Annotated in this window: 11 protein-coding genes and 2 tRNA genes; 10 read left to right on the forward strand and 3 right to left on the reverse strand. The window is 66.8% G+C overall.

Annotation, left to right across the window (positions count from 1 at the left end; all coding sequences use genetic code 11):
* Positions 1-16: 16 nt before the first annotated feature.
* Positions 17-1,864 carry a dihydroxy-acid dehydratase gene (gene ilvD / locus AC0N04_RS12125; RefSeq protein ID WP_474281904.1) on the reverse strand — a complete coding sequence of 616 codons (1,848 nt, stop codon included), beginning with the start codon at positions 1,862-1,864 and terminating at the stop codon, positions 17-19.
* Positions 1,865-1,967: 103 nt separating this feature from the next.
* Here ilvD and lgt point away from each other — a divergent pair, with 103 nt between their 5' ends.
* The 5 genes from lgt (at position 1,968) to AC0N04_RS12150 (ending at position 6,409) form a co-directional block, all read left to right on the forward strand.
* Complete coding sequence (lgt, locus tag AC0N04_RS12130) at positions 1,968-2,798, forward strand: prolipoprotein diacylglyceryl transferase (RefSeq protein WP_474281906.1); 831 nt, start codon at positions 1,968-1,970, stop codon at positions 2,796-2,798.
* Complete coding sequence (gene dnaQ / locus AC0N04_RS12135) at positions 2,795-3,499, forward strand: DNA polymerase III subunit epsilon (RefSeq protein WP_474281908.1); 705 nt, start codon at positions 2,795-2,797, stop codon at positions 3,497-3,499. Before lgt ends, dnaQ begins: the two co-directional genes overlap by 4 nt.
* A 63-nt stretch (positions 3,500-3,562) precedes the next feature.
* A tRNA-Val gene (locus AC0N04_RS12140) sits at positions 3,563-3,637 on the forward strand.
* 988 nt (positions 3,638-4,625) lie between these two features.
* Positions 4,626-5,828, forward strand: a complete 1,203-nt coding sequence (locus AC0N04_RS12145) for an AAA family ATPase (RefSeq protein ID WP_474281910.1) — start codon at positions 4,626-4,628, stop codon at positions 5,826-5,828.
* Complete coding sequence (locus AC0N04_RS12150) at positions 5,825-6,409, forward strand: DUF4276 family protein (protein ID WP_474281912.1); 585 nt, start codon at positions 5,825-5,827, stop codon at positions 6,407-6,409. Before AC0N04_RS12145 ends, AC0N04_RS12150 begins: the two co-directional genes overlap by 4 nt.
* A 449-nt stretch (positions 6,410-6,858) precedes the next feature.
* Here AC0N04_RS12150 and AC0N04_RS12155 read toward each other — a convergent pair.
* Both AC0N04_RS12155 and AC0N04_RS12160 read right to left on the reverse strand, forming a co-directional pair.
* Positions 6,859-6,934 (reverse strand) — tRNA-Ala (locus AC0N04_RS12155).
* A 79-nt stretch (positions 6,935-7,013) separates the two neighbouring features.
* The gene (locus AC0N04_RS12160) at positions 7,014-8,120 is read right to left on the reverse strand and encodes a YeiH family protein (protein WP_474281914.1); all 1,107 of its coding nucleotides are present in this window, start codon (positions 8,118-8,120) and stop codon (positions 7,014-7,016) included.
* Positions 8,121-8,202: 82 nt separating this feature from the next.
* On the opposite strand from AC0N04_RS12160, the gene AC0N04_RS12165 reads away from it, so the two are divergent.
* The 5 genes from AC0N04_RS12165 (at position 8,203) to AC0N04_RS12185 (ending at position 13,090) form a co-directional block, all read left to right on the forward strand.
* The gene (locus tag AC0N04_RS12165) at positions 8,203-9,075 is read left to right on the forward strand and encodes a LysR family transcriptional regulator (RefSeq protein ID WP_474281916.1); all 873 of its coding nucleotides are present in this window, start codon (positions 8,203-8,205) and stop codon (positions 9,073-9,075) included.
* A 173-nt stretch (positions 9,076-9,248) separates the two neighbouring features.
* On the forward strand, positions 9,249-9,668 hold the full coding sequence (locus AC0N04_RS12170) for a rubrerythrin family protein (RefSeq protein WP_474281918.1): 420 nt from the start codon (positions 9,249-9,251) through the stop codon (positions 9,666-9,668).
* A 69-nt stretch (positions 9,669-9,737) separates the two neighbouring features.
* Complete coding sequence (locus tag AC0N04_RS12175; protein ID WP_474281920.1) at positions 9,738-11,084, forward strand: (Fe-S)-binding protein; 1,347 nt, start codon at positions 9,738-9,740, stop codon at positions 11,082-11,084.
* Between the two features lie 31 nt (positions 11,085-11,115).
* Positions 11,116-11,694: a DUF3501 family protein gene (locus AC0N04_RS12180; RefSeq protein WP_474281922.1), complete on the forward strand. Its 579-nt coding sequence runs from the start codon at positions 11,116-11,118 to the stop codon at positions 11,692-11,694.
* A gap of 64 nt (positions 11,695-11,758) precedes the next feature.
* Entirely contained in the window at positions 11,759-13,090 is a 1,332-nt protein-coding gene (locus tag AC0N04_RS12185; RefSeq protein ID WP_474281924.1) for a TAXI family TRAP transporter solute-binding subunit, read from the forward strand.
* Positions 13,091-13,125: the final 35 nt, after the last annotated feature.

Raw genomic sequence — 13,125 nt, forward strand, 5'->3', positions numbered from 1 at the left:
CCCGCCCACCTGGTGCTCAGTCGTCCAACTGCGACAAGTCGCGCACGGCGCCCTTGTCGGCCGACATCGCCAGCTTGGCATAAGCCTTCAGCGCCGCAGAGACTTTGCGCGGGCGAGGCAGCGCCGGCTTCCAGCCCAGGCGATCCTGCTCGGCGCGGCGCTTCGCCAGTTCCTCGTCCGACACCAGCACGTCGATGCGGCGCTTGGGGATGTCGATGCGGATCCGGTCGCCGTCGCGCACCAGGCCGATCGCACCGCCGGCCGCCGCCTCCGGCGACACGTGGCCGATCGACAGGCCCGAGGTGCCGCCCGAGAAGCGGCCATCGGTCAGCAGCGCGCAGGCTTTGCCCAGGCCCTTGGATTTGATATACGAGGTGGGGTAGAGCATCTCCTGCATACCCGGCCCGCCCTTGGGGCCTTCGTAGCGCACGATCACCACGTCGCCGGCCTTGACCTTGTCGGCAAGGATATGGGCCACCGCTTCGTCCTGCGATTCGGTCACGTGGGCCGTGCCCTCGAAGACCATCAGTGCGTCATCCACTCCGGCGGTCTTCACGACGCAGCCGTCGAGGGCAATGTTGCCCACCAGCACCGCCAGGCCGCCGACCTGCGAGAAGGCGTGCTCCGCGGAGCGGATGCAGCCCTCGGCGCGGTCGGTGTCCAGGCTGAGCCAGCGGGTCGCCTGACTGAACGCGACCTGGGTCGCGATGCCGGCCGGGCCGGCGCGGTAGAAGGTCTGGACCTCGGCGCTGGGCGCACGGGCGATGTCCCACTCGTCCAATGCCATCTTCAAGGTCTTGCTGTGCACGGTGGGTACGTCGGTGTGCAGCTTGCCGGCGCGATCGAGTTCACCGAGGATGGCCATGATGCCGCCGGCCCGGTGCACATCCTCGATGTGGTACTTGTTCGTGTTGGGCGCCACCTTGCACAGCTGCGGCACGACGCGCGAGAGGCGGTCGATGTCGGCCATGGTGAAGTCGATCTCGGCTTCCTGGGCGATGGCCAGCAGGTGCAGGATGGTGTTGGTCGACCCTCCCATCGCGATGTCCAGCGTGATCGCGTTCTCGAAGGCCTTGAAGCCCATCGACCGTGGCAGCACGGAGGCGTCGTCCTGCTCGTAGTAGCGTTGGCAGAGTTCCACGGCCAGACGGCCGGCGCGCTTGAACAACTGCTCGCGGTCGGCATGGGTGGCCACCACCGTGCCATTGCCCGGCAGCGACAAGCCCAGGGCCTCGGTGAGGCAGTTCATCGAGTTGGCGGTGAACATGCCCGAGCAGGAGCCGCAGGTCGGGCAGGCCGAGCGCTCGACCTCGGCCAGGTCGGCGTCGCTCACCTGGCTGTCGGCGGCCATCACCATCGCATCGATCAGGTCGAGCTTCTTGATCTCGACGCTGCCTGCCAGGCGGGTCTTGCCCGCCTCCATCGGCCCGCCGGAGACGAACACGCAGGGGATGTTCAGGCGCATCGCGGCCATCAGCATGCCCGGCGTGATCTTGTCGCAATTGGAGATGCACACCAGCGCGTCGGCACAGTGGGCGTTGACCATGTATTCGACCGAGTCGGCGATGATGTCGCGGCTGGGCAGCGAATAAAGCATGCCGTCATGGCCCATCGCGATGCCATCGTCCACGGCAATGGTGTTGAATTCCTTGGCCACGCCGCCGGCGGCCTCGATTTCGCGCGCCACCAGCTGGCCCAGGTCCTTCAGGTGCACGTGGCCGGGAACGAACTGGGTGAACGAGTTGGCGATCGCGATGATGGGTTTGCTGAAATCGCCGTCCTTCATGCCGGTGGCACGCCACAGCGCGCGGGCCCCGGCCATGTTGCGGCCGGCGGTGGAGGTCTTGGAACGGTAGGCAGGCATCGAGAAATCCTTTGGTCGGTCCGGGCGAGAAGAACGTCAACCGCTGCAAAGTGCGGCCTCGCGGGCGATTTTCGCCCAGTCCAGGCGCTTATGATCCCGGCCCATGCTGATACACCCACAGTTCAATCCGATCGCGCTGGACCTGACCCGCATCGGCGTACCGATCCAGGTCCATTGGTATGGCCTGACCTACTTGGTGGCGTTCGGCCTGTTCCTCTGGCTGGCCAATCTGCGGGTGCGCAAGCCCTGGTTCGCCGATGCAGGCTGGACCTCGGGCGACGTCGAAGACCTGCTGTTCTTCGGGGTGCTCGGCGTCGTGCTGGGCGGACGCCTGGGCTACGTGCTGTTCTACAAGCCCGACTGGTATGTGCATCATCCGCTGGAGGTGTTTGCGGTCTGGAAGGGCGGCATGTCGTTCCACGGCGGATTGCTGGGCGTTGCGACCGCGATGGCACTGTTCGCCTATCGCCGCGGCCGCAGCTTCCTGCAGGTGACCGACCTGATCGCGCCCTGTGTGCCCACCGGGTTGGCCAGCGGCCGCATCGGCAACTTCATCAACGGCGAGTTGTGGGGGCGGGCTGCCGACCCGTCGCTGCCATGGGCGATGGTGTTTCCGCAATCGGGTTCCAGCATCCCACGCCACCCGTCCGAACTGTACGAATTCGGCATGGAGGGGCTGATGCTGTTTGCGCTGCTGTGGTTCTACGGCCGGCGTCCGCGCGCCACCGGCCAGGTCAGCGGCGCCTTTCTGCTCGGGTACGGCATCTTCCGGTTCATTGCCGAGTACTTCCGCGAACCGGACGATTTCCTCGGCCTGCTGGCCTTGAACATGAGCATGGGCCAGTGGCTGTGCATTCCGATGATCCTGGCCGGCGGTGCGCTGTGGTGGTGGGCCGGGCGGCGCGGACCGTCCGCGGGCGGAGCGCCGGCATGAGGCAGATCTTTCTCGACACCGAGACCACAGGCCTGTCGCCCGAGAGCGGCGACCGCATCGTCGAAATCGGTTGCGTCGAAATGCTGAATCGCCGCCTGACCGGCGGGCACAAGCACTTCTACCTCAACCCCGAGCGCAAAGGCAGTGAAGAGGCGATCCGCATCCACGGCCTGACCGACGACTTCCTGGCCGACAAGCCCCTCTTCGCCGCCATCGCCGATGAACTGCTGGAGTTTGTCGCCGGCGCCGAGATCCTGATCCACAACGCCAGCTTCGACCTGGGCTTCCTGAACGAAGAGTTGCGCCGCATCGGCAGGCCGAGGTTCGCGGAGCATGTGGCGTCCGTCACCGACACGCTGCTGATGGCGCGCGAGATGTTCCCGGGCAAGAGCAACTCGCTCGACGCGCTGTGCAAGCGCCTGGAAGTCGACAACTCGAACCGCAGCCTGCACGGCGCGCTGCTGGACGCCGGCCTGCTGGCCGACGTCTACATCAACATGACCCGCGGGCAGGGCACGTTGGTGATCGACGCCAGCGAGGAGGGGCCGAACCCGCAACTGCAGATCCAAGCCATCGACCTGAGTTCGTTCAGCCTGCCTGTGCCCGGTGCCAGCGCCGACGAATTGACGGCGCACCAGGCCGTGCTGGCCGAACTCGACAAGGCCAGCAACGGCAAGACGCTCTGGCGCCTGCTCACGTGATGCAGAGCAGAAAATCTGTGGCACAATAGCGGGCTTCCCGGGACCGAAGTTCCAACAGCACCCGGGCGGTTAGCTCAGCGGTAGAGCACTGCCTTCACACGGCAGGGGTCGCAGGTTCGAACCCTGCACCGCCCACCAGGTTTCAGCAATGAAATCAACGACTTACGCCACCCATGAGGTGGCGTTTTCGTTGGTGATAAGGAAAAGTACGGGAAAGCGTTCTTGAACAGCTTGGGATTCCGGTGTGCTTCACACCGATGGCTCGGTGGGTCTTCATGATTTCGGACGGGCCGGGTGGTCATCCACTCAGCCCTGCGCATCTCCAAGCACGCTCTGCACCTCGGGTAGTTCGTGCAGCTCCAAACGGCCCGGCCGCCGTTCTTGGGCTGGCGTTCCGCCAGCTTGATGCCGCAATTGGCACACGTAGGAGGCCAGCAGTCGTCCTCCCGCGCCACCGACAGTAGATTGCTTTGCTGTTCGGGCGCGCGCACTGCGAGCAGCACGTTCAGGTCCAGCAAATTGATCTCGTTGCTCTGGGCAAAGAGCGGTCGCGTCAGGCGTGAAGCCTGCAGTGCCAACGAACTGGCCGCGGTTGACGCCGTGGTATGGCCGACTTGGCAAACCCCGGCACGGAGGGCCCGCGGGTCAACGACGCGGTCAGGACCATCGCGGATGAACGCGCCAGGCGACAGGGGGGGGCCCCCATCGCGTCGGAGCCGACTCGAAATCTCTCGGGACGCGCGTTACAGCCGCTCGAAGTCGGCGGCCTCGGGGGCCGCGTAGCGGCCGCGCATGCCGATCACTGCGCAGGCCTCTTCTCGACGCGGCTACTTGCTGACGCCAGACGCGGGGTCTGATGCAACTGCTGCCGCAGCCGCCGCTGCTGCGGTCGTCGTTGGATTGGAGGCGGAGTTCTGCGCTGGCGCGAGGCCAAGAACCTCGCCAGCGCGACGCAATTCATAATGGGTGCCGACTACCCGAGTGAGACCTTCCGGGTCTTGAAGGAAGGCGAGATGCGGGCCTACGGGGAGTACCGGACGCGCAGGATAGTGCTGGAGGCGTGGGACCAGCTTTCGGCCGAGCCTGTAACCTGCACCAGTGAAGCATCAAGAACGGGCCTTCCAGTATGAATTCGACGACCTTCATCCATCGCGTCAGGGCCAAGAACTTCAAGAGCATCGCGGCCTGTGACGTCAGGCTGGGACCGCTGACCTATCTCGTCGGCCCCAATGGCACCGGCAAGAGCAACTTCCTCGACGTTCTGCACTTTGTGAAGGATGCGCTCGAAGGCTCTTTGGAAAACTCGCTTCACTTGCGCGGCGGGTTGTCTGAAGTCCGGCGCCGCTCCAACGGCCATCCGACACACTTCGCGATTCGACTTGACTTCAGCCTGCCTGACAAACGACTTGGCCATTACGCCTTCAATGTTGGCGCCAAGCCGGCGGGTGGCTTCGAGGTCCAGAAGGAAGAATTGAGTATCGGTGAGCTTGGTGATGGGCCGCGCTATCTGGTGGAGAGGGGAATAGCTAAATCACATAGCGAAGACGTTTTCCCTGTCAGCACACCAGACCGTCTAGCCTTAGTGAACGCAGCGGGTTTGCCGGCGTTTCGTCCCATCTACGACGCGCTAGTCGGTATGGGCTTTTACAACCTGAATCCACGGGTCATCCGTGACCTGCAGAAACCGCAGGATGGTGCTTCGCTGAAGCCTCTTGGCGAAAACATCGCCAGTGTCCTGGCCTACATGGAACGCTACGCGCCGAGGGAGAAGGCCCAAGTCGAGGAATATCTTGGGTTGGTCGTGCCTTCCGTGCATGGGGTGCAACGCGTGGGAATTGGACACATGGAGACGCTGGAGTTTCGCCAGGATACGGCCGGCGCCAAGCACCCATGGCGCTTCAATGCCAACAGCATGTCGGACGGCACACTGAGGGCACTGGGTATCTTGGTAGCCCTGTTCCAGGGCGGCGAGGGTGCGCAGCCATCTGTGGTGGGCATCGAAGAACCCGAAGTCGCCTTGCACCCGGCGGCGGCATCGGTGGTGCGCGACGCGTTGGCGCGTGCTTCGTCTCGCTGCCAGGTCATTGTCACCAGCCACAGCCCTGAGTTGTTGGACGACAAGAGTGTGGATGTGGACAGTCTGCTGGCTGTTTCTGTAGACGACGGGGCGACGTTAATTGCGCCGTTGGACGACGCCTCGCGTGAGTCGGTCCGCAGGGGCCTGTTTACGCCAGGCGAACTGCTAGTGTTGAATCAGCTCAGTCCCGACCCTAAGCACCGTGTTGAGCCGGAAAGTCGGCAGATGAAGCTCTTCGAGGCCAACGCATGACCCGGACTATTGTCTGCATCGTGGAGGGAGATGGCGAGGTCAGGGCCATGCCTGTCCTCTTGCGTCGGTTGGCTGAGGCAAAGGGTGTCTTTGACTTGGAGGTTCCTCCGCCGATTCGCGTGCATCGGGACCAGTTTCTTCGGCGCCCGGAAGAGTTCGAGCGCAAGCTCCTGCTGGCTGCGGCGAAGGCGCAGGGAGGAACCGTGCTGGTCTTGCTAGATGCCGACGACGATTGTCCAGTCGAGTTAGCCAGGGACCTGCATGCTCGTGGGCAAGTGTTCGTTCATGGTGCGACGCTGCAGGTGGTTATTCCGAATCGCGAGTACGAGGCCTGGTTCTTGGCGGCGGCTGAGTCACTCGCAGGCAGGCGCGGGTTGAGTGCCGACATCACCACGCCGGAACAACCTGACGTGCCTCGAAACGCGAAGGGCTGGTTGAGCGAACGTATGCCCGGTGGCCGGTACCACGAGGTCAGCGACCAGCCAGCATTGACGGCGATGTTCGACATTGCGTTGGCCAACTCGCGAAGCCGCTCGTTCCGAAAAATGGTCAAGACCCTTGACGCAGTTATTGCTGCCTGAGAAGCGGAATGGCCGAGACGCTATTCAAAGAAGTCCACTACTCGCTGGGCGGCCTCATCGGCGACATTAGCCTGCCCGACATCCAACCCCCATTCGCCTGGGTCAACGCCGCGATCCAAGTCCTGTTAATTGGATTTTCCACCCTTACTCGGGTGGCCAAATTCAGTCTTGGCGCACCGGCGACGAGGGCGTGGAAGCCGAGGTCATCGGCGATACAAGCAAGCAGACGGACACGTCTCTGCTTATCGTGAATGTGCAGACCTTTGGCCATCGTGGTGAACTTACTGGCGCGCTGACAACTGTTTAGAGGGCCAAACGGCATTTGGCACTGGTTGCAGGGGTGGCGGTTTGCCACAAATCCGCCACAACGCGAGTGCAAAAACCTGCCTCCAAATGCAAAACAACGCGGTACACCGCAAGGCGTAACGCGTTGATTTGACTGGAATGATTGGTGGAGATGAGGAGGATCGAACTCCTGACCTTCGCATTGCGAACGCGACGCTCTCCCAGCTGAGCTACACCCCCAATCGAGCGGGCATTCTAGCATTGGATGCAGCAATGTCGCCGGCGCTTCCGCCGGAAGGCGGTGCGTCGGGGTGAACGGTCAGGCACCGTCGATGCCCAGGCTGCGGATCAACAGCCAGGCCACGGCGCCCAGGGCCAGCAGCGACAGCGACACCACGCTGGCGACGCGGGGGCCGGCTTGGGCGACCACGCGCACGTCGACGCCGAGGCCCAGGGCGGCCATCGAGATCACCGTCAGCCAGGACGAAGCCTGCCCCATGGCGGTCACCGTGGCCTGCGGCAGCGTGCCGGCGGAGCGCAAGGCCATCAGCGCCATGAAGCCGACGATGAACCAGGGCAGCAGCCGTGGCCGTCCCGGCGGGACCGGGCTCGCGTCGGCGGTGCGGATGCGGCAGCCGCCGTCGGCCTCGCCCGGCGCGGCGGCGCGGCGGGCATGCCCGGACAGCATCGACAGCACCAGCACCACCGGCCCCAGCATCAGCACGCGCACCAACTTCACCAGCGTGCCCACCTGCGCGGCGAGCGCGCCGGCGGGTGCGGTCGCCGCCAGCACCTGCGGCACGGCATACACCGTCAGGCCGGCGAAGACGCCAAAGCCGCGCGGCGTCATGTGGGCGGCCGCGGCCAGCACCGGCAGGCCGAGCACGACGAGCACGCCCAGCACGGCGGTGAAGGCGATCGACGCCGTCACGTCTTCGGCGTCGGCGCCGATCACCGGCGCGACGGCCGCGATCGCCGAGTTGCCGCAGATCGAGTTGCCGCAGGCGATCAGCATCGCCAAGCGCCGCGGCAAGCCGAACGCCCGCCCCAGCGCGTAGCTGAGCGTGACGGCCACGCCGACGACGGCGGCGATGCCGATCAGCAGGGCCGGACCGGACCGCAGCACCGTGCCGGCGCTGATGCTGGCGCCCAGCAGCACGACCGCGAGCTCCAGCAGCGTCTTCGCGCTGAAATCGATGCCGGCCTTCCAGCGCACCCCCAGGGGCCAAAAGGTACGGATCAGCGTGCCCAGCAGGATCGCCAGCACCAGGGCTTCCAGCCAGGCGCGTCCGAAGTGCTTGATTTCGAGGGCTTGCAGCGCGAGTGCGAGGCCGGTGACGGCGAAGCACAGCAGCACGCCGGGCAGGGCGGCACGGGACCAGTGCAGGACCTGGTTGGCGCGGTGGATCAGGGACGATGAAGGCATGGACGCGACTCTCGCAAACGTGCTTCAATCCGTCCAACGAATTGTTTTTGTTCATTCAATCGATTTTTGTGATGATGAAGCCATGACCCTGGATCAGCTTCGCGTCTTCGTGGCGGTGGCCGAGGGCCTGCACATGACGCAGGCGGCGCAGCGCCTGCACATGACCCAGTCGGCCGCCAGCGCGGCGGTGGCGGCGCTGGAGCAGCGCTACGGCGTGCGCCTGTTCAACCGGGTCGGACGGGGGCTGGAGCTGTCGCAGGCCGGCGAGGTGCTGTTGCCCGAAGCGCGGGCCGTGCTGGCCCGGGCGGACGTGGCGGAGCAGGCGCTCGACGAGGTCGCCGGCCTGAAGCGCGGCCGGGTCCGCCTGGCCGCCAGCCAGACCGTGGCCAGCCACTGGCTGCCCGCCCGCATGGCGGCGTTTGCGATGGCCCATCCGCAGATCGGGCTGAGCCTGACGGTCGGCAACACGCAGCAGGTGGTGCAGGCGGTGCTGGCGGGGGAGGCGGACCTGGGTATCGTCGAAGGCCTGGTCGATTCGCCCGTGCTCGGCCGCAAGACCGTGGGCGGCGACCGGTTGTCGCTCTACGCCGCGCCCGGTCACCCGCTGCAGCGCCTGCGCTCGCTCAAGCCGGAGCAACTGAGCGCGTCGCCGTGGGTGATGCGCGAATCGGGCTCGGGCACCCGCGCCGACCTGGAAGCGGCGCTCGCCGCGATCGGCCTGGAGCCGGCGCAACTGCCGGTGTTGCTCGAGCTGCCCTCCAACGAGGCGGTGCTCGCCGCCGTGGTCCAGGGGGGTTGCCTGTGCGCGGTGTCCGACCTGGCGGCGGCGCCGCATGTGGCGGCTGGCACGCTCAGGCGCCTGGCGTTCGACCTGGGCGCGCGCTCGTTCAGCGCGATTCTTCATCGCGACCGGCCGCCGAGCCGGGCGCTTGCAGCGCTGGCCGGAGCCTGGTGAGCGCCGGCTGGCGGACCGGGTCCAGGTAAACCCTCGCCGACATAGCCCCTTGCTATGCGTCGCATTGACGCATTGCATTGGATGGTGCCGCGGCGTTCTGTTAGGGTCAGACCGTGTCGCTGCGCGGCGCGTGGCGGCCACCGTCCCCCCAACATCTTGATGAGGAGCGCGACATGGGCTTGAAAGGTTCCAAGACCGAGCAAAACCTGAAGGACGCCTTCGCAGGCGAATCGCAGGCCAATCGCCGGTACCTGTACTTCGCGAACAAGGCCGACATCGAGGGCCAGAACGACGTGGCGGCACTGTTCCGTTCGACGGCCGAGGGCGAGACCGGCCACGCCCACGGCCACCTGGAGTTCCTGGAAGCCGTCGGCGACCCGGCCACCGGCCTGCCGATCGGCTCCAGCCGCCAGAACCTGGCCGCGGCCGTGGCCGGCGAGACCCACGAGTACACCGACATGTACCCGGGCATGGCCAAGTCGGCGCGCGAGGAAGGCTTCGACGAGATCGCCGACTGGTTCGAGACCCTGGCCAAGGCCGAGCGTTCGCACGCCAACCGCTACCAGAAGGCGCTCGACGCGCTGGTGGACTGAGCAGCGGCGTCGCAACCGAAGACAAGGGGCTCGCGGGCCCCTTGTCCGATCTCCAAGGACGGACACGCCATGGCCCAGCGCGAAGGCAACCTCGAAGCACCGACCCGGCACCCCATAGCCTGGCGCAGCGCGCCGTACTACGACGAAGCCGATTGCCAGCAGGAGATGGAGCGGGTGTTCGACATCTGCCACGGCTGCCGCCGCTGCGTCAGCCTGTGCCAGTCGTTCCCGACCCTGTTCGACCTGGTCGACGCCACCGCCGACGGCGAAGTGCACGGCGTCGCCCGGAAGGACTACGCCCAGGTCGTCGACCAGTGCTACCTGTGCGACCTCTGCTACATGACCAAATGCCCCTACGTGCCGCCGCACCCCTGGGGCCTGGATTTCCCGCACCTGATGCTGCGTGCCAAGGCGATCAAGTTCAAGCAGGGCCGGGTCGGCCTGGGCGAGCGCCTGCTGGCGTCCACCGACGTGCACGGCCAGTTCGCCGGCATTCCGGTGGTGGTGCAGGCGGTCAATGCGCTCAACCGCACGAAGCCGATGCGCCGGCTGATGGACCAGGCCGTGGGCGTGCATCCCGAGGCCTGGCTGCCCGAGCTGGCGAGCCGCCGCTTCCGCTGGAGTGCCGCGGACAGCACGGCGACGGTCGTGACGAACGGCCAGCGCACGCCCGGCAAGGTGGCGATCTTCGCGACTTGCTACGTCAACTACAACGAACCCGGCATCGGCCACGACCTGCTCAAGGTGCTGGAGCACAACCGCATTCCGTACGAGGTGGTCGACAAGGAGGCCTGCTGTGGCATGCCCAAGCTGGAACTGGGCGACCTGGACGCGGTGGCGCGCCACAAGGACGCCAACATCCCGGTGCTGGCCAGGTATGCCCGCGACGGCTGGGCCATCGTCAGCGCCATCCCCAGCTGCACTCTGATGTTCAAGCAGGAACTGCCGCTGATGTTCCCGGACGAGGCCGACGTGCTGGCCGTGCAGGCGGCGATGTTCGACCCCTTCGAGTACCTGATCGCACGCCACAAGGACGGCTTGTTGCAGACCGACTTCAAGACCGCGCTGGGCAAGGTCAGCTACCACATCCCGTGCCATGGCCGGGTGCAGAAGATCGGCAGGAAGACCGAAGAGATGTTCAGGCTGATCGGTCAGACGGTGACGGTGACGCTGAACACCGTCGAGCGCTGCTCGGGCCATGCCGGCACCTATGGCGTCAAGACGGCGACGCACCCGGTCGCGATGAAGATCGGCAAACCGGTGTTCAAGGCCATGGCGCAGGACGCGCCCGACGTGATCAGCAGCGATTGCGCGCTGGCCGGCCACCACATCGCGCAGGGCATGGCCCAGGCCGGCAGCCCGGCGGCCCGGCTGCAACACCCGCTGAGCCTGCTGCGGCGCGCCTACGGCCTGTGAGCGGGCCGGCTTGCGAGCGAAGGAGAACCCCATGAGCATCACCCGAGACCAGTTGCTGACGCTGGAGGCCTACGCCAGGATCCGCCAGAGCAGCCGGCCCGAGGCCATCGCCCACCGCCGGCTGCGCAGCGTCGCGCTCGGCGAGCACATGACGCTGCAGTTCGAGGATCTGAACACCGTCCGCCGCCAGATCCAGGAGATGCTGCACATCGAGAAGATCTTCGACGAGGCCGGCATCCAGGGCGAGATCGACGCCTACGCGCCGCTGGTGCCCGATGGCGGCAACTGGAAGGCCACGATGCTGATCGAGTACCCCGACCCGCACGAGCGCCAGCGCGAACTGGCGCGGCTGATCGGCGTCGAGGACCGCATGTTCGTCGAGGTCGAGGGCCACGCCCGCGTCTACGCCGTCGCCGACGAGGACCTGGACCGCGAGACCGACGAGAAGACCTCGTCGGTGCATTTCCTGCGCTTCGAGTTCCCGGCCGCGGCGCGGCAGGCGGTGCGGGCGGGTGCGGCGGTGACGCTGGGCTGCGACCACACCCGCTATCCGGCGCACCGCAGCCTGCCCGCCGACACGCTGGCCAGCCTGGCGGGCGACCTGCGCTGACGCGCCGAGCGGGCCGCGTCCGGGCACAGGGTATCGTTGCGGGCCCGCGTCCGCTCCACGCCCCATGCCCTTGCCGCCGATTCTTGCCTCGCTGCGCGTCTACCTCGGCTCGTCGCTTGCCGTCGGGCTGATCGCGCTGGCCCTGCTGGCGCTCGCCTACGAGGTGCTTCAGCCGTCGCCACCGCGGCATGTGGTGCTGGCCACCGGCGTGCCGCACGGCGCCTACGACGAATTCGGGCGGCGCTATGCGGCGCTGCTCAAGCAGCACGGCATCGCGGTGGAGCTGCGCAGCACCCAGGGTTCGGCCGAGAACCTGGCGTTGCTGCGCGACCCGCATTCCGGTGTCGATCTGGCGTTCGTGCAGGGCGGATCGGACCCGCGCCCGCAGCTCGAAACCGCCGCCGAGGACACCGGCCTGGTGTCCCTGGGCAGCGTCTGCTACGAACCGGTCTGGCTGTTCTACCGCACCGACAGCGCCCAGCGCCTGTTGAAATCGCCGCGGCTCACCGCCTTGCCGCAATTGGCGGGCTGGCGTCTGGACGTCGGGGCCGCCGGCAGCGGCGGGCCGCCGCTGATGGCCCGGCTGCTGGAGGCCAACCACCTGGCCGACGGGGCGGTGACGCTCTCGCACCAAGCGCTGACGCCCGCGGTGGTGGCCTTGCTGGCCGGTCGCATCGACGCGCTGGCGATCGTCTCGGCGCCGGAGTCGTCGATGGTGCAGATGCTGCTGCAGACACCGGGGATCGCGCTGTTCGATGTCGTCCAGGCCGAGGCCTACACCCGGCGCTTCCCCTTCATGAGCGCGGTGCGCCTGCCGCGCGGCGTGGTGGACCTGGCCGCCGACGTACCGCCCGCCGACGTGCAGCTGATCGCCCCCACCGCCACGCTGGTGGCGCGCCAGAGCCTGCACCCGGCGCTGGTGCAATTGTTCATGCAGGCGGCCACCCAGGTGCATGGCGAGGCCGGCTGGTTCCAGCACAAGGGGGATTTTCCGAACCCGACCGACAGCGAGCGCCCGCTGGCGCCCGAAGCCCAGCGCTTCTACCGCAACGGCCCGCCGTGGCTGCAGCGCTATGTGCCGTTCTGGCTGGCCAACCTGGTCGACCGGATGTGGGTGGTGCTGTTGTCGATGATCGCGCTGCTGATCCCGCTGGCGCGCGTCTTGCCGCCGCTGGTGGAGATGCGCATCCGCTCGCGGGTGTTCCGCTGGTACGCGCAGCTGCGCGAGGTCGAGGACGCCCGCCCCCTGCGCCCGCTGGTGGACCTGCAGCGCGAGCTCGACGAGATCGAGGCGCGGGTCGGCCGCGTCAAGGTGCCGCTGAGCTATGCCGACGAGCTGTACGCGCTGCGCAGCCACATCCAGATGGTGCGCCGCCGCCTGTCTGCCGGCGCATGAGTCCCGCCCGGCCGCCCGCAGGGGCCCATTCCCTC

This window comes from Ideonella sp. sgz306126, from assembly GCF_056032705.1.